Below are 23491 nucleotides of genomic sequence, written 5' to 3'. Positions count from 1 at the left end.
CTCATCGTCCTTCATTCCACCGGGCGAGATCATATTAGGGCTGGCCAAGACTGCGGATGCGCGCTATCCGCGCGCCAACTTACCCTTAAAGGCTGATCCAATGGATATCCGCAATATCGCGATCATCGCGCACGTTGACCACGGCAAGACGACACTTGTTGATGAACTTCTCAAACAATCCGGCGTTTTCCGGGACAATGAGGCTGTGTCTGAACGTGCGATGGACAGCAACGACATTGAGCGCGAGCGCGGCATTACCATTCTGGCGAAGTGCACATCTGTGGAATGGAAAGGCACCCGCATCAACATCGTCGATACTCCCGGACACGCGGACTTCGGCGGTGAGGTTGAGCGGATCCTATCCATGGTCGACGGTGTTGTGTTGCTGGTCGATGCCGCCGAAGGGCCCATGCCGCAAACGAAATTCGTAACTTCCAAGGCGCTGGCACTCGGCCTGCGCCCTATCGTGGTTGTCAACAAGGTCGACAAACCTGACGGCGAGCCTGACCGTGCGGTTGATGATGTGTTTGACCTCTTCGCGGCCCTCGAAGCCTCGGACGAGCAACTCGACTTTCCGTCGATGTACGCCTCTGGCCGCTCCGGCTGGTGCGACGCCGAACTCGACGGCCCGCGCGAGAACCTCGATGCGCTGTTTGATCTGATCGTCGATCACGTGCCAACCCCCGCGCAAATCACCCGCAAGGATGAGCCGTTCCAGATGCTGGCCACCACGCTGTCAGCTGACCCGTTCATTGGGCGCATTCTGACGGGGCGGGTTGAGGCTGGTACATTGAAAGCTGGTGACACCATCAAAGCGCTCTCCCGGACTGGCGAAAAGATCGAACAATTCCGCGTCTCCAAAATCCTCGCGTTCCGTGGTCTGGCGCAGCAACCGATTGATCAGGCCGAAGCTGGCGACATCGTCACCATCGCAGGCATGACCAAAGCAACCGTTGCTGACACGCTGTGCGACCCAGGCATTGAGGCTCCTATCCCGGCCCAGCCGATTGACCCCCCAACCATCACCGTCACTTTCGGTATCAACGACAGCCCGCTGGCGGGCCGTGACGGCAAAAAGGTCCAGTCGCGCGTGATCCGCGAACGCCTGATGAAAGAGGCCGAAGTCAACGTTGCAATCAAAATTGCCGACACCCCGGGTGGCGATGCATTCGAGGTCTCAGGCCGAGGCGAACTACAAATGGGTGTTCTAATCGAAAACATGCGCCGTGAAGGGTTTGAGCTTTCGATCTCACGCCCGCAGGTCATCTTCACCGAAGAAGACGGGCAGCGGATGGAGCCGGTCGAAGAAGTCACCATCGACGTGGATGACGAATACACCGGCGTCGTGGTTGAAAAGCTGACCGGGCCCCGCAAAGGTGAGTTGGTCGAGATGAAACCTGCAGGCGCTGGCAAAACACGCATCATCGCGCATGTGCCTTCGCGCGGTCTGATCGGCTATCACGGTGAGTTCCTGACCGATACGCGCGGGTCGGGCGTGTTGAACCGCCTGTTCCACGGACAAACCGCCTATAAGGGCAAGATCGACGGGCGCCGCCAAGGTGTTCTGATCTCGATGGAAAACGGCACCTCAGTGGCTTTCGCCCTGTGGAATCTCGAAGATCGCGGCAAGATGTTTATCGGCGCGCAGGAAGCGGTCTACACTGGCATGATCATTGGCGAGCACAGCCGTGAGAATGATCTGGAAGTGAACCCGCTGAAGGGCAAGAAACTTACCAACGTGCGGGCCTCTGGCACAGATGAAGCGGTGCGCCTGACACCGCCGGTTACGATGTCACTGGAACAAGCAATTGCCTATATCGACGATGACGAATTGGTGGAAGTCACACCAAATGCGATCCGCCTGCGCAAACGCTATCTGGACCCGCACGAGCGGAAACGTCAGGCGCGCGCGGCCTAAGCAGGCACCACAGCATCACCAATATGAATAACGCCGGGCGTGGCCACGCTGGCATACCAGCCGCCATGCCCGCGCATCGCATTGTAGCCGCCCGGGCCCAGCTCCTTTTCCATCCGCGAACAAGGTGGGCAAGGGCCGTGAATTTCCAGGACGGCATCACCCACACGTAGCAAACCTTTGCGCAACGCCAACAGGTTCAGACCAGACACCATAAGATTGCGGCGCAAAGCGTCGGGCGTCACGTTGTCTCGCCCTGCGAATGCAGCAATCACCGGCAAATGCTCTGCCTGGATCAAGGTGACGGCCCGTTTCCCGGCGCGTCCATGATCGCCAATCAGGCCAGCGCCAAGCACCTCGGCCTGATCGACAACATTCATCGCCGCATAGCGTTCAGCCCGCAGCCCGATCCAATCCAGCTGTCCGGCCCGGGCATGGCGGGCCATCATTTCGCCAAGTTGACCTTTCAAGCGATCTCTTCGACGATGCTCAGCTCGCGCTGGCTGGCCCCTTTGGCAAAACTCAGCGCCTCTTGGTAAGCCTCTGAATAATAACAATCATGTGCCGCTTGTAGACTTGGGAAGCGGGCAACAACATTGCGCGGGCGATCCGGGCCTTCCAGCTGTTCATAGGCCCCGCCGCGGGCCAAAAAGACACCGCCATGGTCCGCGATCGCGCCTGTCGCACGCTTGGCGTATTCACCATAGGCCGCTTCATCCGTCACCGTCACATGGGCAATCCAAAGTGCGCTCATTTCAATCCCTCCAAAACTGCTTTCGCTGCTGCAATTGCGGCATCTGCATTTTCAACGGACGCACCACCACCCTGCGCCATATCAGGGCGACCACCGCCGCCCTTGCCGCCCAGCTCTGGTGTGGCCGCGCGCAAAATATCAACTGCCGAGACACGATCCGTCAGATCCGCTGTCACGCCAACGGCAACAGCGGCCTTATTGCCTGCATCCGCGATCAAAAGAACAGCGCCGCTGCCCATCGCCGCTTTCATCTCATCAATCAGTGCAGGGAGATCTTTACCCGTCACGCCGCTCAGTACTTGCGCCTGAAACGCGACACCATTTATCGCTTCAGAGGATGCAGCCTCTTTCGCGCCACCCCCATGGCGAGTTCACGACGCAACTGCGCGACCTCATTGCTCAACGCCTTGCGTTCATCCAGCAGCGCTTTGATCCGCTCTGCGACTTCGCTTACAGGCGCCTTAAGCGCAGTTGCGGCCAGACCCAGGCGCGCATCCTGTTCACGCAGGTGGTCGAGGGCCGCCTGCCCGGTCAGCGCCTCAATCCGGCGCACCCCCGCGCTTGAGGCACTATCGCCCAACGTCACAAACGCACCGATCTCACCCAACTGGCTAACATGGGTCCCACCGCAGAGCTCCAGAGAATAAGTATCCCCAGAGGTGCCTTTGCCAGAGCCTTCCTGACGGCCCATTGAGACAACACGGACCTCATCGCCATACTTCTCACCAAAAAGCGCCTGCGCGCCCATTGCACGGGCGTCATCCGGCGTCATGATCCGCGTCTCGACAGGGCTATTTTGGCGAATGATCGCGTTCACATCGCGTTCGACCTGCGCCAGTTCTGCGTCGGACAGCGCCTTGGTGTGGCTAAAGTCAAAACGCAAACGATCTGGTGCGTTTAGCGATCCACGTTGCGCAATGTGATCACCCAGCACCTCGCGCAATGCCTCATTGAGCAGATGGGTGGCCGAGTGATTGGCCTGAATACGCGCGCGACGCGCAGGATCAACCGCCAGCTCCGCCCCCTGACCCTTGTGCAGGTGGCCATCGGTAACCGTGACAAAGTGGACATAAACCTCACCAAACTTCTTGGTGTCGGTAATCTTGGCCGTGCCAGTCTCGGTGCGCAGCATACCTGCATCACCGACTTGACCGCCTGCCTCGGCATAAAACGGGGTCTGGTTCAGCACCACTTGCACTTCACCATCGGCATGGTCTGATGTGGCCCCATTGCGCACCAGCGCTACGATCTGGCCCTCAGCCGTCAGCGTATCATACCCCAGAAAGTCCGTGGCACCGCCTTCATCCGCGATGTTGAACCAAATGGCACTATCAGCAGCTTCGCCCGTGCCCGACCATGCGGCCCGGGCCTTGGCCTTCTGCGCGGCCATGGCAGCGTCAAAACCGTCCGTGTCAACTTCACGGCCCTTTTCGCGCAGGGCATCCTGCGTCAGATCAAGCGGGAAACCATATGTGTCATAAAGCTTGAATGCCGCCTTGCCCGGCAGTGCCGCATCCTTTGGCAGGCTATCCAGCTCTTCATCCAACAGCTTCAAACCTCGGTCGAGTGTTTGCTTAAACCGCACTTCTTCGTTCAATAACGTCTCTTCGATCAGCCGCTGGCCCTGACCAAGTTCCGGATAGGCGGCACCCATCTGCTGCACCAAGGCAGGTACCAAACGGTGCATCACCGGGTCCTTGCCGCCGAGTTGATGCGCATGGCGCATGGCGCGGCGCATAATCCGGCGCAGCACATAACCGCGGCCCTCATTGGACGGCAGCACACCTTCCGCAATCAGAAAGGACGTTGAGCGCAAATGGTCCGCAATCACGCGATGGTGGGTATTTCCCGGCCCATCCGGGTCGGTCGATGTCGCATCGGCAGAGGCTTCGATCAACGCCCGCATCAGATCAGTGTCATAGTTGTCATGCTTGCCTTGCAGCAACGCACCTATCCGCTCTAACCCCATGCCGGTATCAATGGACTGCATCTCAAGCGGTTTCATCGATCCATCATCAAACTGTTCATTCTGCATGAAGACGATGTTCCAGATCTCGATAAAGCGATCACCATCCTCCTCTGGTGATCCCGGAGGGCCACCCCAGATGTGCTCACCATGATCATAGAAAATCTCGGTACATGGCCCGCAAGGGCCGGTTGGCCCCATGCGCCAGAAGTTGTCATCTGTTGGAATGCGGATAATCCGGTCGTCCGGCAGGCCAGCAACCTTCTTCCAGATGTTCGCCGCCTCATCATCGGTGTGATAGACGGTGACCAGCAGCCGGTCCTTGTCGATCCCAAAGTCCTTGGTCAGCAACTCCCACGCAAAAGCAATCGCCTCGGCTTTGAAGTAATCGCCGAAACTGAAGTTCCCCAGCATCTCGAAGAATGTATGGTGGCGCGCCGTATAGCCCACATTATCAAGGTCATTGTGCTTGCCCCCGGCGCGCACGCACTTCTGGCTGGTTGTCGCACGGGAGTAGTCGCGGGTTTCGACGCCGGTGAAGAGATTCTTAAACTGCACCATGCCCGAGTTGGCAAACATCAGCGTCGGGTCATTACGTGGCACCAGAGGGCTGGAGGCCACGATCTCGTGCCCTTGTTTCCCAAAGTAATGCAGGAAGGTCGAACGGATGTCAGCAAGGCTTGTCATGGTGCGCTTTCGGGCGATCATTTCTGTTGAACCGCAGAAATAGCCCCGCACCAGCACACTGTCCACAGGCAATGAACCCACGGCTTTCTGCGCCCAATCAAACCTCCGCCCGACATATCTGGCGAAACGAAAAAGGGTGCCGCATTCTACGGCACCCTTTCACAGAATATGCTTACTATCACTTCGTGATGCTGGCCTTTGCGGATTACTGCCTTACACCTCTACCAGGTCGTCGTCGCCATCGTCGTGGCTGCCCTCTGGCAGATCAAAATCCAGCCCGTGTGCCGCACGGATCTTATCTTCAATCTCCAGCGCGATACTTGGGTTTTCACGCAAGAAAATCTTTGAGTTCTCACGCCCCTGCCCGATCCGTTCGTCACCATAGCTAAACCAGGCACCCGATTTCTCAACCACACCGGCCTTCACACCCAGATCAAGCAATTCGCCCATCTTCGAGATGCCTTCGCCATACATGATATCGAATTCGACCTGTTTGAACGGCGGGGCCACTTTATTCTTCACAACCTTCACGCGGGTGGCGTTGCCCACAACCTCATCGCGGTCCTTGATCGCGCCGATGCGGCGGATATCAAGACGGACAGAAGCGTAGAACTTCAACGCGTTACCACCGGTTGTCGTTTCGGGTGAGCCAAACATCACACCAATCTTCATGCGGATCTGGTTGATGAAGATCACCATGCAGCCAGAGCGGTTGATCGAGCCGGTCAGCTTACGCATCGCCTGAGACATCAGACGCGCATGCACACCGACAGAGCTATCGCCCATATCGCCTTCCAACTCGGACTTCGGCGTCAGCGCCGCCACCGAGTCCACAATCACCATATTCACCGCACCGGATCGGACTAGCGTATCGACAATCTCCAACGCCTGTTCACCCGTGTCCGGCTGCGAAATCAGCAGTTCATCCAGGTTGACGCCCAGCTTCTTGGCATACTGCGGGTCCAACGCGTGTTCGGCATCGACAAAGGCGCAAACACCGCCCTTCTTCTGCTCTTCCGCAATCGCATGCAGCGTCAGCGTGGTTTTACCGGAGGATTCCGGCCCATAAATCTCAATCACGCGACCCTTTGGCAGGCCACCAATCCCCAGCGCGATGTCCAGACCCAGCGACCCGGTCGAGGTCGCCTCGATATCGGCCATCTTGTTCTCGCCACCGAGCTTCATAATAGAGCCCTTACCGAACTGCCGTTCGATCTGCGCCAGCGCGCTTTCCAGCGCCTTTTCCTTATCCGCGGTCTTCTTGTCAGTCATTTTGAGGAGTTCTGCCGTTGCCATGTGTCCTGTCCTTATTTCACGCTGCCCTTGGGGCGGCAATCACTGCTTTTGTTCTCTTTGTGTTCTCAACGTTAATGAGATCAAAAGCAGAACATTGCAACATAAATTTTCACCTCTCACCCTCATCCAATGGTGGTTAAGGAATGGTTTATGGCCTAGCATTGCGGTGAAATAAGACGAAAGACAGCGAACAAATGCTTGTTTTCTGGAAAGAAAATCTGGTGCTGATGGCAGTGCCGAAGACGGGTTCGACGGCATTGGAAGGCGCATTGGCCCCGCGCGCATCACTCGTCCTGCGCGATCCGCCGGAACTGAAACATGCGCCCTGCTATCGCTATAAGCGATTCCTCAAGCCACTGTTCAAGCAGGTCGGCGAGCAAAACCCCGAACTCATGGCCATCGTGCGCAATCCGATTGATTGGTTGGGCAGCTGGTACCGGTACCGCACGCGCGAAGACCTGGTGGGACACCCAAACAGCACCCGCGATATCAGTTTTGATGACTTCGTGCTGGAATACTGCAAAGGCGCGCCCGCCCCTTTCGCCAATGTCGGATCACAGGCACGGTTCCTGACGATCAACGACGGTGAGATCGGCGCGCAGCACCTGTTTCAGTATGAGCAATGGGACAAGGTGATTGGGTATCTGGAAGAGAGGCTGGATGTGACGATTACGCTGAAGCAGAAGAACGTTTCGCCAAAGATGGAGTTGGAGTTATCCGCAGAGGTTGAGGCCAAGTTGCGCGAAAAACGGGCGGTGGAGTTTGCGGTTTGGGAGTGGGGACGGCGTAGAAACTAGTTTGCACTACTACATTTCTAGACAAGAACTGACAAATTTCGGGCGAAGGAGAATTTATGACCGAAGAACCAACAAAGGACTTATCCGAACCAATCTGGTTCGAGTTTTCAGGACATAAAGACACCCAAGCTGATATCGAAGACAATGTTAATGCGATAAGTGGGAAAAGGTTTCTGGAGGCTCTTAAGACCGCACTTCTGAGCGACGGATGGTCTGAAAGTACAGAGCGTTATGACAGTGAGGTGTTTCCGGAGGATTGGGGTTGGTGCGTTTTCTTACGCCATGAAGAAGCCCTTATGATGATTGGCTCGCATGTCCTCGAAAATAGCGATACTGACACTGATAGCTACCAAGCATACCTAAATCTTGATTGGATCGAAGCAGGTGTCTCTATCACCCACTTCCATAAACGAAGCTTAGGGGATCGTTTTCGCGGTCGAAACAAGGCTGATCCAACGGTTCACGAAAAGGCTTATCGGTCAGTTATGTCGGTACTTAAGAGCCTAAGTTATGTTCGCTGCGTATCGGCCAAACACCCGGATGACAGATAACATCTGTCGTGCGCTGACCGAACGTTGTCCACCTTGAAAGCTCAACTTGTGAGATTTTCAGTGCTGACTAACGTTTGGAGACTTGGTTGCGAGATAGACAACCGAGCAAAACTGACTTCAGCGCCAAAACAGCTCGCCGCGGTTCACTAACTCTTCGTCAAAGTCCTTCGTACCGCATCCTGCCACCCCGCGTACCGCCGCTCGCGCGTCGCCTCATCCATCTGCGGCTCAAACCGCCGATCAAGCGCCCAATTCGCCGCGAACCCGGCCTGATCAGGGTAAACCCCGGCCCGACTACCCGCCAGCCATGCGACACCGAGCGCCGTTGTCTCCAGCACCGTTGGCCTGTCCACCGGCGCACCAATGATGTCGGACAGAAACTGCATCGACCAATCGGACGCGCTCATGCCCCCATCAACCCTCAAAATACCATCCGCATCAGAGGCTTGCCAGTCGCTTTTCATTGCCTCCAACAGGTCACGCGTCTGGAAACCAACGCTTTCGAGGGCCGCTTTTGCAAACTCTGCCGGACCCGAATTGCGCGTCAGCCCATAGATCGCCCCCCGCGCCTCTGCATCCCAATACGGTGCACCAAGCCCGGTGAAGGCGGGCACCATGTAGAGTTCCTGGCCCTCGTCCGCGGTTTGAGCCAAAGGCTGCGTTTCCTTCGCCTCGCGGATGATCTTCAAACCATCGCGCAGCCATTGTACCACTGCCCCTGCGATAAAGATCGACCCTTCAAGGGCATAGGTTGGTTTGCCATCGAACTGATAGGCGATTGTGCCCAACAGCCGCTTCTTGCTTTCCACGAGCGTGTCGCCAGTGTTGAGCAGCGCAAAACACCCCGTCCCGTAGGTCGATTTCAGCATGCCGGGCTCAAAACACGCCTGCCCGATGGTTGCCGCCTGTTGGTCGCCCGCCACGCCGAGAATGGGGAGCTCTTTTCCAAAGAGGTCTGCACGGGTCATGCCAAAGTCGGCGGCACAATCCAGCACCTCGGGCAGCATCACGGTCGGAATACCGAAGCGTTCACAGATTGTCGTACTCCACCGCCCCTTGCGGATATCGTAAAGCATTGTTCTGGCCGCATTCGTGGCGTCCGTCACATGGCGCTTGCCGCCTGTCAGCTTCCAGATCAAATAGCAATCGACCGTCCCAAACAGCAGCTCACCTGCCTCAGCCCGCGCCCGCGCGCCCTCAACCTTGTCGAGGATGTAGTTCACCTTGGTCCCTGAGAAATACGGATCGGCCAGCAACCCGGTCTTCTGCGTGATCGTCGCCTCAAACCCTTCCTTGCGCAGCTCTTCGCAGAAAGGGGCCGTGCGCCGGTCTTGCCAGACAATCGCATTGTGGATCGGCTCGCCCGTCGTCTTGTCCCACACCAGCGTTGTCTCGCGCTGATTGGTGATCCCAATGGCGGCCACATCTGCGGCAGTAATACCGGCCTTTTCAATCGCGCCGCGGCAAGTGGATGCTACGGAAGACCAGATGTCCGACGGATCATGCTCAACCCAGCCAGACTGCGGGAAATGCTGTGTAAACTCCTCCTGCGCGGTCGCTTTAATCCGCATATCCGCATCAAAAATGATTGCGCGGCTTGATGTTGTGCCTTGGTCAATGGCCAGAATATAGGTCATGGTGTCCCCCCTTTTGTCGTTTTGTTTCAAGCCGCCATGAAAGCGTCAAGGGCCGCGATTTGCTCAGTGCTGAGGCGCAAGCCCAGCTTCGAGCGACGCCAGACCACATCTTCGGCGGTGCAGGCGTATTCCTTGGCCATCAGCCATTTGACCTCGGCCTCTGACAGGGTCGCACCAAAGTCCTGCCCTAGATCATGCACCGCCTTGGCCTCGCCCAAAATCACACGTGCCTCGGTGCCATAGCCCTTGATCAAGCGGAGCGCCCACCGTGCATCAAGAAACGGATAGTCGGTCTGCAAATCTGCAACCAGCTGATCGCGCTCTTTCACCTTGAAGTCACCACCTGGCAATGCGGCATCAGCCGTCCACACATCGCCACCACCCACGAGCGGTGTCAGCTTCTTCAATGCGTTCTCGGCCAGTTTACGATAGGTCGTGATCTTGCCACCAAAGATATTCAGCAGTGGTGCGCCATTCTGATCCAATGATAGCACATAATCACGGGTCGCGGCGGTCGCAGATTTGGCCCCGTCGTCGTAAAGCGGCCGCACACCTGAGTAGGTCCAGACCACATCCTCCCGCGTCACGGGCCTCTCGAAATACTGCGAGGCAAAGGCACAGAGGTAATCCTGCTCTTCATCCCTCGCATAAGGCTTCTCCGAGAGGTCCTCATGCTCGGCGTCCGTCGTCCCGATTAGGGTGAAATCCATCTCATAGGGAATGGCAAAGATGATGCGGCCATCTTCGCCTTGGAAAAAATAGCTTTTGTCATGATCAAACAGCTTTTTGGTTACGATATGGCTACCACGGACCAGCCGAACGCCCTCTGACGTGTTCAGCCGGGCCACGTCCCGCACGATGTTTTCCACCCAAGGACCACCGGCATTGACCAGCGCGCGCGCCGTCTGGGTCTGCTGTTCGCCGCCATGTTCGGTGACGATCTCCCAAACGCCATCCGCACGGGTCGCGCTGATGACCTTGGTACGTGTCATGATCTTGGCACCCCGTTCTTCGGCATCACGGGCATTGAGAGCGACAAGGCGCGAATCCTCTATCCAGCAGTCGGAGTATTCATAGGCCGTTTTGAACTTGCCCTTCAGCGGCGTACCCGTTTCACGCTTGGTCAGGTCCACCACATGCGTCCCCGGCAAAATCTTCCGCCCACCCAGATTGTCATACATAAAGAGGCCCAGCCGGATCAGCCACGCTTACCGCCTGCCCTTCATCCATGGCATCACCGTCGAGAGCAATTTGGACGTCGGCGTGTCATTCTCGAACCGCATGTCCTTGTGATACGGCAGTACAAAGCGCATCGGCCAAGAGATATGCGGCATGTTTTTGAGCAGGACCTCCCGCTCAACCAGCGCCTTCTTCACCAGACCAAACTCAAAGAACTCCAGATAGCGTAGACCGCCATGAAACAGTTTGGTCGAGGCCGACGACGTGGCCGACCCAAGATCATTCATCTCAGCCAAGCCAACCTTCAAACCGCGTCCCGCCGCATCACGCGCGATACCGCATCCATTGATGCCACCACCGACAATAAAGACGTCAAAATCCGTATGCATACCCGTGCCTCATATGTTTGCGGGTGGTTTAGACCCGTGGCCCATGGGTGCAAGTCAGAGCTGCCGGGATGTTCGCAGTTCTGGAAGCGAAGACCATACGAAAAGGTGATATGACATATTTTCATGTCATTCTTGTTGCATCGTGTTCGTTTAATTTCATAAACGAACATATGGATGCAGAAACCCGCCTCACTTACATCCGCACGCGCGCAAGCGCAAGGCAAGGTTATGGCGACTGACCTCTCGGCTGACCTCGGCGTTGCCGTGCAAACCATCCGGCGCGACCTGCGCCAGCTTTGCGCGGCAGGGCTGTTGGAGCGTATTCACGGCGGCGCCGTCCTCCCCTCCGGCGTCAGCAACATCGGATATGGCGACAGGCGGGCGCTCAACCGCGACATCAAGATCAGGATCGCCCGACGTACAGCGCAGCTGATCCCCGACAACGCCTCGCTGTTCCTCAACATTGGAACAACCACCGAGGCCGTGGCCCACGCCCTGCACGCCCACCGCAACCTGATGGTGGTGACCAACAACCTCAACGTCGCCAATATCCTCGCCAGCAACCCCAGCTGTGATGTGGTGGTGGCGGGCGGTAGCTTGCGGCGATCAGACGGCGGGCTGGTCGGCGACCTCGCCGCCTTGGCCATCGACCGGTTCAAGGTCGATTTCGCTGTGATTGGCGCATCGGCCATCGACGTCAGCGGCGACCTGCTGGACTTCGACCCCGAAGAGGTGCGGGTCAGCCAGCAGGTGATCAAAGCGGCAAGGGCGACGATCCTCGTGGCCGACAGCACGAAGTTCACACGCAAAGCGCCCGTGAAAATCGCATCACTGGCACAGATGGATCACTTTGTGACGGATAGGGTGCCGTCAGAGGCGTTGGTCAATCGGTGCGCGGATTGGGGGACAAGAGTGGGATTGGTATAGGTTTTGAGTTTTGAAGTCGGATTTGAGCCCAAAGTGCTGAATGCTGCGTGGTGCCTGAACGGCAGCTGCGCGCTAAAGGCGGACACTGCAAAAATGCAAGCTCGGACCAGTCCATAGCGTTCGGACCGCCTCGTGTACCAAGCGATAAGGCTGATCCGGTGTTGTGGCCGCTGCTGACGCGCTGTACCCTGCCCTTAAGTAGCGGTCATACAAGATGTATGTTGATAGTTCAGAAGCCGTTTCTTGTAGGGATTGCTCAAGGCTTTTTGTTTAGCTCCGCTGTTGCAGACAGATATGCGCCTTAGTTTTTCTGGCACTAGGATACCTTTCGGCAGGCTCCACCGGGCCACAAAAATAGGATGACATCATGGACGGTACACTTGGTCTACTCTGGCTGCTGACAAGTTTGACAGATATGGCGTTGAACGATTGCCCCAACGGTTGCCTTCGTACCGAAAAGCAAGAACCACAGATATTTTATCAGCTGGGACAACTGCAATCCGATGAATTTCAGAGTGTGAATGAGTTCTACCTTGGCTACGACAGCCATCGTCGACGCGGTCCCTCTCGCCCAACTTATGGCCTTTCGCTCACATCCGATGGGGCTGCATGGTTCGGGATCGGTGGGAAATGGAGCAGCCAATATGTTTACGACAGCCCATTGTTCATCGAAACCTCGCTGATGCCTGGTTTTTATCGACAAGGTGATGGCGCCGATCTTGATGGGACGCTGCAACTTCGAGCGGCACTTGGTATTGGCTATACGTTTGACAACGGCAGTAACTTGACAATCGTCTACGACAGCATGTCAAATGCAGATTTTCTCGATAACAGCCCAAGCCGCGAGTCCATCGCCATCCGTTGGACCACCAACTGGGAGGGAGAAAGTCTTCGTTCAAGACTGGGTTGGTGAAAGCGATACCCGGGCAAGGCAGCCTCGTCTTTCGGCAGGACTGTCTGGCGCACTGATCGCTGTGACCAATCATAACAGCAATCTTTACCTTTCATGCAGACGCTGGCCCGTAACGCACATGATTTGCGATGGATCAATCCAATGTCCCGCGAGGTTGACACTGCTATGCTGCTAACCCTTAAACCCCGTCGCAACCACAAACTTTTCTGAACTATCCGACCGCGAGGCGGGCGGTTTCACATTCGCCACCTTCGTAAACCGCGCCTTGAGCAGCTTTTGCAGATCACCCTCGGCCCCGCCCGCCAGAACCTTGGCAACGAAGGTTCCGCCTTCTTCCAGCACGTCGAAGGCAAAGTAAGCCGCCGCCTCACACAGCGCGATTATCCGCAAGTGATCGGTCTGTTTATGGCCAGAGGCCGAAGCTGCCATATCCGACATCACCACATCGGCCTTGCCGCCAAGCCAATCCTTCACTTTCAGATCAGCGTCATCTTCCATGAAATCAAGCTGGTGAATCTCTGCCCCAGCCACCGGCTCCACCTCTTGCAGGTCCACGCCCAGCACGTAGCCCTGTGCCTTGCTGGTTCGCTCCCCCAACGCATTCGCCCGTTTTACGGCTACCTGCAGCCAGCCACCCGGGGCACAGCCCAGATCAACGATGCGCGCACCCGGCACCAGAAACCGGTATTTATCATCCAGTTCCAATATCTTATAGGCCGCCCGCCCGCGATATCCCTCGGTCTGCGCGCGTTTCACGTAAGGGTCATTCAACTGCCGCTGCAACCATTGGGTCGAACTGAGCTTGCGCCCGCGCGCGGTTTTCACCTTGACGGTCAGATCACGCTGTCCGCGTCCGGAGGTGTTCTTTTTGGTTGGTTTCTTGGCCATGCCCCGCCTATCCCCTAAAACGGCGTGTCTTCCAAGACCCCATCTGCCGACATTTGCGCATAAAGCAGGCCTTCACGCAGGCCACGGTCGGCCACAGACAAACGATCGGTTGGCCAAAGCCGCATCAGCGCCTGCAAGATCGCCGAGCCCGACATGATCAGCGCCTGCCGGTCTTTGCCAATACGCGGATCAGCGCGGCGGCCTGCGGGCCCCAGCGTCAGGTAGTCGCGGATCACCGTATCAATCTGGTCCGAGGTCATGCGTAGACCGTCAACTTTGGTCCGGTCATAACGCTTAAGGCCCAGATGGCTGGCCGCCACTGTTGTCACTGTTCCGCTCGTGCCGATGATCTGAAAGCCCTCGCGCGCCTGCGCGGCGGCATAGGGTGAAAACTCCTCAAGGTTCTCTTCAAAAAACCAGCTCATCAAGGCGAACCGCGCCGCATCATCCTCAACATCCGAAAACTGGTCGCGCAGGGTGGCCACGCCCAAAGGCACAGAAATCCAATCTACCACCTTGGCGGCGGCAAATGGTCCGGGATCCGATTTGAACCCGGCGTGCAGACGCATAATCGCCCGTGGCCGTTCGCGTTTCGGGACATGGGTGAGGTCGATCCACACCAATTCGGTCGACCCACCCCCAATGTCCACGACCAGCAACTGCTCGGTATTGACGCTCACCAATGGTGCGCAGGAAATCACGGCCAGCCGCGCCTCTTCCTCCGGTTTGATGATCTCCAGCTTCAATCCGGTCTCGCGCCGCACCTGTGCTACGAAGTTCTGACCGTTGAGCGCACGGCGACAAGCCTCAGTCGCCACAAGGCGCATATGCTCGACCCTATGGCGTTTCAGCTTCTCACGGCAAATGCGCATTGCGGATATCGTCCGGTTCATCGACGCGCGCGACAACCGGCCCGTGTTCTCTAACCCCGCACCCAGTTGCACGGACTTTGAGAAACTATCGACGACATGAAACTGGCTGCCCTTGGGTTGGGCAATCAGCATGCGGCAACTGTTCGTACCTAGATCCAACGCGGCATAAAGGTCCGCCGGATCAGGCTGTTTTGGCGCGGGGGTCTCGACCGCTTTGGGGAACGCGCCCGCACCTTTGGGACGCTTGGGCGCCATCACTACGCCCTCCATTTTCGTGTTACATTCAAGCTAGGGGCGGAAATGGCTTTGCACAAGCCTTGTGATGGCCACGCTCAAAACCTTTATGCAGATAATGAGGTTTCGGCGCGCTATTCTGCGGGCGTGGAATGGTCTAGCTATTTGGTGCGGTCGCTGTGAGCACACCCAATGTCGAAAACCGACATTGGGCAAATCAATCGAATGCTAGAACGAGGCAAGAGGAACAAGGGGAATCACTCATGGCAGATGTTACCATCGTCTATTGGCGCGATATGCCAGCCCAGGTTATTGTGGGCCGTGGTCGTCGCGGTGTGAAGCTGCCCTTGCCCGAGCGGTTTGAGCAAGCCATCGACCGTGCCGCGATGAAATCCGGCGCGGCGGAGTCAGATGATTACATGGCTGGCTTCCGCAAGGCCGACCCCATTCCTGTTGATGGCAGCGACCAAGAGGCTGCTGAGGTCACAGTGGCCAACATCGACGCTGAATATGACCAGGAGCGGATCAAAACGCTTATCGCCAATGATGGTTGGGCTTGAACACCCCGCCCCGTACCCCTTTCCACGCCTTTCGGAGGTCGCTTATGTCCTTGCTTTCATTTCGCAAAACCAAAGACGCTACTAAAACAACAGTGAACCCCCAGCTGGAGGCGTTCCTGCAAGACTATTCCATCGAGGTGATGCCGCGCACGGCAGAAAAGGTCGACGACTTCCGCGATCTGCTGCCCGCCGGTACGCGCGTCTACATCGCCCATATCGAAGGCACACCGATCGAAGACATGGTTGCGACGGCCAAACGCCTTTCGGCTGATGGTTATAAGGTCATGCCGCACTTCCCGGCACGCATTATCAAAGATGAAGCGACCCTCGCCGATTGGATTGCCCGCTATCAGGGTGAGGCAGGCGTCGATCAGGCGCTTTTGCTGGCGGGTGGCGTAGCGCAGCCACACGGCGACTATCACTCTTCCATGCAACTGCTTGAAAGCGGCCAATTTGACAAGGCAGGCTTCAAGCACCTGCACGTCGCAGGCCATCCCGAAGGCAACCGTGACATTGATAAAGACGGCACCGACAAGCTGGTCATGGAAGCCTTGCATTGGAAACAGCGTTTCAATGACACCACCGACGCCGAAATGGCACTGGCCACACAATTCGCATTCGAGGCCAAGCCAATCATCGCTTGGGCCGATGCGATCAAAGAGGCAGGTGTAACCCTACCTATCCACATCGGCATTGCGGGTCCAGCCAAGCTGCAAACCATGATCAAATTCGCCATGGCCTGTGGCGTGGGCCCCTCGCTGAAAGTGCTGCAAAAGCGCGCCAAGGATGTCAGCAAACTGCTACTCCCATTCGAACCCACCGAGGTGCTGACCGATCTCGCTGCCCACAAAGCGGCCAACCCTGATTTCAACATCACCAACGTCCACTTCTTCCCCCTTGGCGGCATCAAGACCAACGCCAACTGGGCCATCGCAAATGGCGGCACCTCTGCCGTTCCTGCTTCTCAATCCTAAGGACCGCACCGTATGACACGCACGATTGTCAGAATCCAAAACCAAGACTGCCATTATTGGGTTCGATCAACCCTTTTGCGTGATTGGTGAACGGATCAACCCCACAGGGCGCAAGATTCTCGCCGAAGAACTGGAACGCGGCGACTTTTCCCGCGTCGAAGCCGATGCTTTGGCGCAGGTGGCCGCGGGTGCGAATATCCTCGACATCAATTCCGGCGCTGTGTTCTCGAACAAAATGGCGGAAGATCCACGTTATGCGGATAACAACTTTGTTGAGCCACCGCTGATGAAGGAAATGGTTGAGCGCGTACAGGCGATCACCGATATTCCGCTCTGCATCGACAGCTCGGTGCCCGGCGCTTTGGAAAACGGCTTGGCTGCGGCTGAGGGTCGTCCCCTGCTGAACTCGGTCACCGGCGAAGAAGAGCGCCTCGAACTCGTCTTGCCGCTAGTCAAGAAGTATAACGTGCCCGTCGTGGCAATCTCTAACGACGACACCGGGATCAGCGAAGACCCCGACGTGCGCTTTGCCGTCGCCAAGAAGATCGTTGAGCGCGCTGCCGATTTTGGCATTCCCGCCCATGATATCGTGGTCGACCCGCTTGTGATGCCCATTGGGGCGATGGGGACTGCGGGTCTGCAGGTCTTCACCCTCGTGCGCCGCCTGCGCGAAGAACTGGGTGTGAATACCACCTGTGGCGCTTCAAACATCAGCTTTGGTCTGCCGAACCGCCACGGTATTAACAATGCGTTCCTGCCCATGGCGATGACTGCTGGCATGACCTCTGCGATCATGAACCCGGTCGCGTTGCCCACTGGCCCAAAGAAGATCGCAGAAAAGAAGGCCGAGGTCACAGCGGCCGGTGTGATCCTGCCGGAAGGTATGGACGATGAGACCTTTGTACAGCTCTTCGGTATGGGCTCCACCAAGCCCCGCGCAGGTAAAGAGATGGAGGCGATCCGCGCCGCCAACTTCCTGACCGACAATGACGCCTCTGGCAACGAATGGATCAAGTTCAACCGCGCCCCTGCCAAACCGGGCGAAGGGCGTGCGCGGACCGGGCGCCGCCGCCGCGCCTAGGCTTTCACACGCGTTGCCAAACTGCGCAAGGCACCGTTCAGCACAGCCATATCACCACCAACGCCGAGGAAGGTCACACCTTTCTCGGCGTATTCTTTGAACCGGCCTTCATCGAACGTGATGATGCCTGGGATTTTGCCCGCTGCGACCGTTCGCGCGATCAGATGATCAATGGCTTTTTCGACCTCCGGATGATCCGGCTGACCCGGATAACCCATATCTGCCGAGAGGTCCGCGGGCCCAACGAAAACGCCATCAACGCCGTCAACCGCCGCGATCGCATCGATGTTTTCGACGGCTTTTGCACTTTCAGCCTGCACCAACAAACACATCTGTTCATTGGCTGAATGCGGGTAGTTTCCAACCGCACCCCAGCCGGTCGCGCGGGCCAAAACAGCACCCATGCCACGATTGCCATCAGGCGGATAGCGCATTGCATGTGCCATCTTTTGGGCGGTTGCTGCGTCATCGACCATTGGCACCAAAACAGTCTGGCACCCCAGATCAAGGGCTTGTTTGACCATCCAGGCCTCGGCGTTAGCGATCCTGATCACCGGCGACGTACCGCTGATCGCCAAAGCCTGTAATTGGGGTAGCATTTCAGACACCGTGTTGGGTCCGTGTTCCCCGTCAATCAGACACCAGTCAAAGCCTGCATTGCCCGCCAGTTCGGCCAAGACACCCGACCCTGACGTCAGCCAAATGCCGTGCTGCACTTGTCCTGCTTGAAGCGCCTTTTTCAGTGTGTTTTCCGGCGTTTGCATCACACCCTCCTAACAAATGAAGTCGCGCCGATGCGAACACATCGGCGCGACACACGCAACTCGTTAAGCTCGGGAGGAACCCCTTAACGATAATATAGCGACTGCCCATTGTGGAAAATCTGGACCTTCTCAGGTGCCGCCGCCATGCGGACGGATTTGCCGCGCAGATCAGCATGAATGCCGGGGAGCTTGCCGATGACGGCGTCATTATCGCCCACCTTGTCAAAGTAAAGCAGGGTAACTTCGCCGAGCGCTTCGGTGATGTTCACTTTTCCCTCAAAGGCGTAGTCCTCGCCATCAGTCTCGATCATGTCTTCGGGGCGGATACCGATGTTCACTTTGAGGCCCATATCAGACGCCTCGGTCGGCACCGCCGACTTCGCCAAACCGCCCGCGTCAAGCTTAACGGTGGTCTGCGCACCCGTCTCTACAATCTCACCCGACAGCAGATTCATGGCCGGTGAGCCGATGAATTGCGCCACAAATTCATTTTCGGGGCGCTCATATAGCTCAAGCGGAGAGCCGACCTGCGCAATGCCCTTGTTGGCGAGGACAACGATGCGGCTGGCGAGTGTCATCGCCTCAACCTGATCGTGGGTCACGTAGATCATCGTGCTTTCCGGCATCGATTCCTTCAGCTGTGCAATCTCAATCCGGGTCGCGACGCGGAGTGCGGCGTCCAGATTGGAAAGCGGCTCATCAAAGAGGTAGACCTTCGGGTCACGCACAATCGAACGGCCAATCGCCACACGCTGCCGTTGACCACCAGACAGCGCCTTTGGCAGGCGATCAAGGTATTCGTCCAATTGCAGGATTTTGGCCGCACGGTTCACAGCTTCGTCGATTTCGGCCTGCGTTTTCTTGGCCAGCTTCAGGGCAAAAGACATGTTATCGCGGACTGTCATGTGCGGGTAAAGCGCATAGGACTGGAACACCATCGCAATGCCTCGCTGTGCAGGCGGCACATCGTTCACCAGCGTGCCATCAATCTCTAATGTACCGCCGGTGATCTTTTCCAGGCCCGCAATCATGCGCAACAGCGTGGATTTACCGCAACCCGATGGGCCAACAAAGACGATCAACTCTCCCTGCTTGATGTCTAGGTTGATGTTCTTGAGAACATCAACCGTTCCCCCATAGGTTTTGGCGACGTCCTTTAGTAACAGATCAGCCATGTCTCACTCCCCTTAGAATTATGACTTGAGCGCGAGGCATACCTGCCAAGGCCCAAGGTGCAGTCTTCCGTCTGCAGATGTATGTGCGCTGCCCAACTCGGCACCAATTGGTGTCCAGCTCCCCCGGGCAGATCGAAATCAGATGGTGTTTCGCTGACATTGAAAGCGCAGAAAATCGTCTGACTACCTTCTGTCCTTGTAAAATAGACCACATCGCCTTTGGCTTTGACGCCATCATGTGCGCCAATGCTCAATGCCGGATGTGTATGACGGAACGAAATCGCCTTGCGATAGTGATGTAACAGCGCGCCCGGCTCGTCTTCTTGCGCGGCTGCTGACATATGAAGATGCTCTGTTGCGACGGGCAGCCAAGGCTTGCCTGCCGTAAAGCCACCATTCTGGTTGCTCTGTTCCCACACCATCGGTGTACGGCAACCATCACGGCCCTTGAACTCCGGCCAGAATTCGATGCCGTAAGGATCTTGCAGGTCCTCAAACGCCACATCAGCCTCGGGCAGGCCCAATTCTTCGCCCTGATAGAGGCAGACCGATCCGCGCAAGCACATGATCAGCGTCGCAAACATCCGCTGTGCAGCGGGGCGCAAATCCCAACGCGACGCATGACGCATCACATCATGGTTTGAGAACGCCCAACAAGCCCAGCCATCGCCCGCCACATCATCGACACGGTGCATGACGTCGACAATGCGCTTGGCCGTCGGTTGATCCTTGGCCAGGAATTCAAAGGCATAGCACATCTGCATCAGATCATCGCCAGCCGTATACTGGCCCATGATCTCAAGCCCCAGTTGGGCATCCCCCACCTCGCCCACAGCGGCAGCGCCATAGGGCTCCATCACCGCACGCAGTTTGCGCAGGAATGCGAGGTTCTCGGGTTGGTTTTTGGAATAGAGGTGTTCCTGATGATTATAAGGGTTCACGGACGGTGCAATCGTCGCGTTCCGCTTTTCTGGTGGCAGAGGTGGATTATCGCGCAACTGTGCGTCGTGGATATAGAAATTGATGGTGTCCAGACGGAACCCATCGCAGCCCCGGTTCAGCCAAAAGCGTGCAACATCCAACAGCGCGTCTTGCACCTGTGGTTCGTGGAAGTTCAAATCCGGTTGCGACACAAGAAAATTGTGCATGTAGTACTGCTCGCGCCGCGCATCCCATTGCCACGCCGACCCACCAAAGATCGAGAGCCAGTTGTTGGGCGGCGTGCCATCTGGCTTGGGGTCCGCCCAAACATACCAGTCAGCCTTGTCATTGGTCCGGTTCGCACGGCTTTCACCAAACCAAGCGTGCTGATCGCTTGTATGGCTGAGCACAAGGTCAATCATCACACGGATGCCTAACCGGTGCGCTGTCTCAACGACGGCATCGAAATCTGCCAATGACCCAAACATCGGATCGACGTCGCAGTAATCGCTGACGTCATAGCCAAAGTCTTTCATCGGTGACATGAAGAACGGTGAAATCCAGATCGCATCCACACCAAGCGAGGCGATATAGGGCAAGCGCTGTACGATTCCCAACAGATCGCCGATGCCGTCACCATTGCTGTCCTGAAAACTGCGCGGATAGATTTGATAGATTACTGCACCGCGCCACCAGTCCTTATCAATGGCCATCTCAGTGTTTGTGGCGAGCGCCGTCGTCATCGTCGTTTATCCTGTTTTTGTCGCAGTCCCGAGCCCACCCCGGGACTGCATTTGAAATTTACTTAACGGAACCGGCCAGTAGGCCGCGCACCAGATACTTCTGCATCGCAAAAAACACTGCCAGAGGCACCGCAATCGACACAAAGGCCGACGTCGCGAGGATTTCCCAATCACCGCCGCGAGTGCCCAAAAGCTCGACAATCTGCTTGGTCATCACGGTCGTCTGACCAGATGCATCAATCAGGAACACCAGTGCCACCAGCAAGTCGTTCCATGTCCAAAGGAACTGGAAGATCGCAAAGGATGCAAGCGCAGGAAAGCTGAGCGGTAGAATGATCTTGGTAAAGATCTGGAAATCTGTCGCGCCATCCACTTTGGCATTCTCAATAATGTCACGCGGCAGGCCAACCATGTAGTTGCGTAGCAAATAGATCGCCAAGGGCAGGCCAAAGCCGGTATGCGCAAGCCAGACCCCCAGATAGCCCTTTCCGATCCCAATCGCATTGTGCAGCGAAAGAAGCGGGATCAACGCCAGTTGGAGCGGGACCACCAACAATCCAACGATGACCGCAATCAGGATCGCCCTGCCGGGAAAGTCCATCCAGGCCAGCGCATAGGCCGCAAAGGCCGCGATCAGAATTGGAATAATCGTCGCCGGGATCACAACCGTCAGCGTGTTAAAGAACGCCTTTGCCATACCTTCGGAGTTGTTTTCGTCGAACAAGACGAAATTGTAGTTCTCAAGCGTGAAGTCAGGTGGCGTGACCACATCAAGGAACACACGCTGCGCCCGGCCGCTAATCTGGTCATCATCGCCTTCCCAGACATAAGATCCATCGGCTTGCAGCGTGAATGTCTCGCCATCGCCCAGATCGGCGGTCGCACCCGTCTCAAACTCACCCAATCGCTTAGCTAGAGGTGCCCCATGCGTTCAACTCACCTTCAAAGCCAGCACCCTCAAAAATGTTGCCTTCGACCATGAAACGTCCATTGCCTAGATCAACCCGATTATCATCGGGGTCCGCGGCACGGATTTGCATCGTCTGTTCCGCAGGGAACAGCGACGACCACCACCCCGACGCGGTGATCTGATCACCGGTCCGGAAGGATGAAATCAGCAAACCCAGTGTCGGGAAAAGCCACAGTGCCACCAACAACACCACGGAAATGTTCAGCGCCCAAACGACTGCGGGCCTTCTTCCTGCCATCGCATCCATCACTGCATCTCCTTACGGGCGTTGTAGACGTTCCAGACCAGGATTGGCGTCACCATCAGCATGATGATCATCGCCGAGGCTGACCCCATCCCCCAATCGTTCGCGCGGAACAGTTTGTCGTACATGTAGTTCGCCAAGACCTGCGTTTCCCACTGGCCGTTCGTCATCGCAAAGACGATGTCAAAGACTTTGAGCGTGGCAATCGTGATCGTTGTCCAGACCACCACAATGGTCGACATGATCTGCGGAATCTTGATCTTGAAGAAAATCTGGAACGGGTTCGCGCCATCAATGATGGCCGCCTCAACCGTTTCTTCCGGGATGCCGCGCAAAGCAGCGGAGAGGATGACCATGGCGAAACCGGTCTGAATCCAGATCAGCACCGCCATCAGGAAAAAGTTATTCCAGAACGGGACTTGCAACCATTGCACCGGCGCATCGCCACCGAAGGTTAGATAAAGATGGTTCAGGATACCGATCTGCGCCACGTCTTCGGGACGGGCCTCATAGATCAGTTTGAAAATAACCGCAGCACCGACAAAAGAGATCGCCATCGGCATGAAGACGATGGACTTGGCGATGTTACCCCAGCTGAGGCGATCCGTCAGCTGCGCCGCCAACAGGCCGAAACCGGTAGCAGCGGCAGGCACAACGACCAACCAAAGGACGTTGTTGCGCAGGGCTTCCATGAATTTGGGCTCTGCAAACATCTGGGTATAATTGTCGAAGCCGACGAAGGCGTATTGGTTGCCGGGAAGCCGCTCAAGGAAACTCAAACGCAATGTCGCGAAGACGGGATAAGCGAGATACAGCCCCAGTGCCAGCAAGGCGGGTAACAGAAACAACCATGGCCGGATCTGATTGGCGCGGTTGATGTTACGTCCTGCGTTCGGCCCGGTCGGCTTAAACAGCACTTTATCGAGAAATAGGTTCGCCCCGTAGAAGTAGCCGACGCAGCCGCCCACCCCGATAATGATCGTGATCAATCCTTGTAGTGCCGGATTCATAGCGCCCTCCCCTTCGCGATGTATCTCTTGCGGCTTTGGTTTGA

Annotated in this window: 17 protein-coding genes and 4 pseudogenes; 8 read left to right on the top strand and 13 right to left on the bottom strand. The window is 56.8% G+C overall.

What is annotated here, in order from left to right:
- Positions 1-100 precede the first annotated feature (100 nt).
- Positions 101-1918 (top strand): translational GTPase TypA, encoded by a 1818-nt coding sequence (typA, locus tag QTO30_RS03825; RefSeq protein ID WP_340422613.1) that lies wholly within the window; start codon positions 101-103, stop codon positions 1916-1918.
- Here the strand turns inward: typA and QTO30_RS03820 are convergent.
- The 4 genes and pseudogenes from QTO30_RS03820 to recA all read right to left on the bottom strand — a co-directional run bounded on the left by QTO30_RS03820 (position 1915) and on the right by recA (position 6618).
- Positions 1915-2385, bottom strand: coding sequence for an MOSC domain-containing protein (locus QTO30_RS03820; RefSeq protein ID WP_445327127.1), 471 nt, complete (start codon positions 2383-2385; stop codon positions 1915-1917). The two genes, typA and QTO30_RS03820, sit on opposite strands and share 4 nt — an antisense overlap.
- Positions 2382-2669, bottom strand: a complete 288-nt coding sequence (locus QTO30_RS03815) for a DUF1330 domain-containing protein (protein WP_340422611.1) — start codon at positions 2667-2669, stop codon at positions 2382-2384. The genes QTO30_RS03820 and QTO30_RS03815 overlap by 4 nt, the downstream gene beginning before the upstream one ends.
- A pseudogene (gene alaS / locus QTO30_RS03810) lies at positions 2666-5322 on the bottom strand (alanine--tRNA ligase). The gene QTO30_RS03815 and the pseudogene alaS overlap by 4 nt, the downstream one beginning before the upstream one ends.
- Before the next feature lie 213 nt (positions 5323-5535).
- Complete coding sequence (gene recA, locus QTO30_RS03805; RefSeq protein WP_340422609.1) at positions 5536-6618, bottom strand: recombinase RecA; 1083 nt, start codon at positions 6616-6618, stop codon at positions 5536-5538.
- A gap of 194 nt (positions 6619-6812) precedes the next feature.
- Between recA and QTO30_RS03800 the strand changes: the two genes are divergently transcribed.
- Both QTO30_RS03800 and QTO30_RS03795 read left to right on the top strand, forming a co-directional pair.
- Positions 6813-7415, top strand: a complete 603-nt coding sequence (locus QTO30_RS03800) for a gamma-glutamyl kinase (RefSeq protein WP_340422608.1) — start codon at positions 6813-6815, stop codon at positions 7413-7415.
- 56 nt (positions 7416-7471) lie between these two features.
- The gene (locus QTO30_RS03795) at positions 7472-7966 is read left to right on the top strand and encodes a hypothetical protein (protein WP_340422607.1); all 495 of its coding nucleotides are present in this window, start codon (positions 7472-7474) and stop codon (positions 7964-7966) included.
- Positions 7967-8112: 146 nt separating this feature from the next.
- On the opposite strand, the gene glpK is transcribed toward QTO30_RS03795, so the two are convergent.
- Positions 8113-9603, bottom strand: a complete 1491-nt coding sequence (glpK, locus tag QTO30_RS03790; protein ID WP_340422606.1) for a glycerol kinase GlpK — start codon at positions 9601-9603, stop codon at positions 8113-8115.
- Between the two features lie 26 nt (positions 9604-9629).
- Positions 9630-11171: pseudogene (gene glpD / locus QTO30_RS03785) on the bottom strand (glycerol-3-phosphate dehydrogenase).
- Positions 11172-11345: 174 nt separating this feature from the next.
- Between glpD and QTO30_RS03780 the strand changes: the two are divergent.
- Entirely contained in the window at positions 11346-12098 is a 753-nt protein-coding gene (locus QTO30_RS03780; protein WP_340422605.1) for a DeoR/GlpR family DNA-binding transcription regulator, read from the top strand.
- Positions 12099-12465: 367 nt separating this feature from the next.
- Positions 12466-13011 (top strand): acyloxyacyl hydrolase, encoded by a 546-nt coding sequence (locus QTO30_RS03775; RefSeq protein WP_340422604.1) that lies wholly within the window; start codon positions 12466-12468, stop codon positions 13009-13011.
- 171 nt (positions 13012-13182) lie between these two features.
- On the opposite strand, the gene QTO30_RS03770 is transcribed toward QTO30_RS03775, so the two are convergent.
- Together QTO30_RS03770 and QTO30_RS03765 are read right to left on the bottom strand one after the other, a co-directional pair.
- Positions 13183-13899 (bottom strand): RlmE family RNA methyltransferase, encoded by a 717-nt coding sequence (locus QTO30_RS03770; RefSeq protein ID WP_340422602.1) that lies wholly within the window; start codon positions 13897-13899, stop codon positions 13183-13185.
- Between the two features lie 14 nt (positions 13900-13913).
- Positions 13914-15026: a Ppx/GppA phosphatase family protein gene (locus QTO30_RS03765; RefSeq protein ID WP_340425861.1), complete on the bottom strand. Its 1113-nt coding sequence runs from the start codon at positions 15024-15026 to the stop codon at positions 13914-13916.
- 242 nt (positions 15027-15268) lie between these two features.
- On the opposite strand from QTO30_RS03765, the gene QTO30_RS03760 reads away from it, so the two are divergent.
- From QTO30_RS03760 to QTO30_RS03750, 3 genes and pseudogenes are all read left to right on the top strand, one after another.
- Positions 15269-15565: a virulence factor gene (locus QTO30_RS03760; RefSeq protein WP_340422601.1), complete on the top strand. Its 297-nt coding sequence runs from the start codon at positions 15269-15271 to the stop codon at positions 15563-15565.
- Between the two features lie 44 nt (positions 15566-15609).
- A complete protein-coding gene (locus QTO30_RS03755; RefSeq protein WP_340422600.1) occupies positions 15610-16539 on the top strand; it encodes a methylenetetrahydrofolate reductase in 930 nt (309 codons plus the stop codon).
- 12 nt (positions 16540-16551) lie between these two features.
- Positions 16552-17620, top strand: a pseudogene (locus tag QTO30_RS03750) (methyltetrahydrofolate cobalamin methyltransferase).
- Here QTO30_RS03750 and QTO30_RS03745 read toward each other — a convergent pair.
- The 5 genes and pseudogenes from QTO30_RS03745 to QTO30_RS03725 form a co-directional block, all read right to left on the bottom strand.
- Positions 17617-18384, bottom strand: coding sequence for an HpcH/HpaI aldolase family protein (locus tag QTO30_RS03745; protein WP_340422599.1), 768 nt, complete (start codon positions 18382-18384; stop codon positions 17617-17619). The pseudogene QTO30_RS03750 and the gene QTO30_RS03745 sit on opposite strands and share 4 nt — an antisense overlap.
- 83 nt (positions 18385-18467) lie before the next feature.
- The gene (locus QTO30_RS03740) at positions 18468-19559 is read right to left on the bottom strand and encodes an ABC transporter ATP-binding protein (protein WP_340422598.1); all 1092 of its coding nucleotides are present in this window, start codon (positions 19557-19559) and stop codon (positions 18468-18470) included.
- On the bottom strand, positions 19541-21223 hold the full coding sequence (locus tag QTO30_RS03735; protein WP_445327126.1) for an alpha-amylase family glycosyl hydrolase: 1683 nt from the start codon (positions 21221-21223) through the stop codon (positions 19541-19543). The genes QTO30_RS03740 and QTO30_RS03735 overlap by 19 nt, the downstream gene beginning before the upstream one ends.
- Positions 21224-21281: 58 nt before the next feature.
- A pseudogene (locus QTO30_RS03730) lies at positions 21282-22440 on the bottom strand (carbohydrate ABC transporter permease).
- On the bottom strand, positions 22440-23447 hold the full coding sequence (locus tag QTO30_RS03725; RefSeq protein WP_340422597.1) for a carbohydrate ABC transporter permease: 1008 nt from the start codon (positions 23445-23447) through the stop codon (positions 22440-22442). The pseudogene QTO30_RS03730 and the gene QTO30_RS03725 overlap by 1 nt, the downstream one beginning before the upstream one ends.
- Between the last annotated feature and the right edge of the window lie 44 nt (positions 23448-23491).

It is taken from the genome of Yoonia sp. GPGPB17 (assembly GCF_037892195.1).
Taxonomy (GTDB): Bacteria; Pseudomonadota; Alphaproteobacteria; order Rhodobacterales; family Rhodobacteraceae; genus Yoonia.
Note: the sequence above shows the minus strand (reverse complement) of the source record. Positions and strands in the feature narration are given on the sequence as shown.

Coding starts and splice junctions, on each gene's coding strand:
- typA (WP_340422613.1), top strand. CDS start 101: ATGGATATCCGCAATATCGCGATCATCGCGCACGTTGACCACGGCAAG.
- QTO30_RS03815 (WP_340422611.1), bottom strand. CDS start 2,669: ATGAGCGCACTTTGGATTGCCCATGTGACGGTGACGGATGAAGCGGCC.
- recA (WP_340422609.1), bottom strand. CDS start 6,618: ATGGCAACGGCAGAACTCCTCAAAATGACTGACAAGAAGACCGCGGAT.
- QTO30_RS03800 (WP_340422608.1), top strand. CDS start 6,813: ATGCTTGTTTTCTGGAAAGAAAATCTGGTGCTGATGGCAGTGCCGAAG.
- QTO30_RS03795 (WP_340422607.1), top strand. CDS start 7,472: ATGACCGAAGAACCAACAAAGGACTTATCCGAACCAATCTGGTTCGAG.
- glpK (WP_340422606.1), bottom strand. CDS start 9,603: ATGACCTATATTCTGGCCATTGACCAAGGCACAACATCAAGCCGCGCA.
- QTO30_RS03780 (WP_340422605.1), top strand. CDS start 11,346: ATGCAGAAACCCGCCTCACTTACATCCGCACGCGCGCAAGCGCAAGGC.
- QTO30_RS03775 (WP_340422604.1), top strand. CDS start 12,466: ATGGACGGTACACTTGGTCTACTCTGGCTGCTGACAAGTTTGACAGAT.
- QTO30_RS03770 (WP_340422602.1), bottom strand. CDS start 13,899: ATGGCCAAGAAACCAACCAAAAAGAACACCTCCGGACGCGGACAGCGT.
- QTO30_RS03765 (WP_340425861.1), bottom strand. CDS start 15,026: ATGGCGCCCAAGCGTCCCAAAGGTGCGGGCGCGTTCCCCAAAGCGGTC.
- QTO30_RS03760 (WP_340422601.1), top strand. CDS start 15,269: ATGGCAGATGTTACCATCGTCTATTGGCGCGATATGCCAGCCCAGGTT.
- QTO30_RS03755 (WP_340422600.1), top strand. CDS start 15,610: ATGTCCTTGCTTTCATTTCGCAAAACCAAAGACGCTACTAAAACAACA.
- QTO30_RS03745 (WP_340422599.1), bottom strand. CDS start 18,384: ATGCAAACGCCGGAAAACACACTGAAAAAGGCGCTTCAAGCAGGACAA.
- QTO30_RS03740 (WP_340422598.1), bottom strand. CDS start 19,559: ATGGCTGATCTGTTACTAAAGGACGTCGCCAAAACCTATGGGGGAACG.
- QTO30_RS03735 (WP_445327126.1), bottom strand. CDS start 21,223: ATGACGACGGCGCTCGCCACAAACACTGAGATGGCCATTGATAAGGAC.
- QTO30_RS03725 (WP_340422597.1), bottom strand. CDS start 23,447: ATGAATCCGGCACTACAAGGATTGATCACGATCATTATCGGGGTGGGC.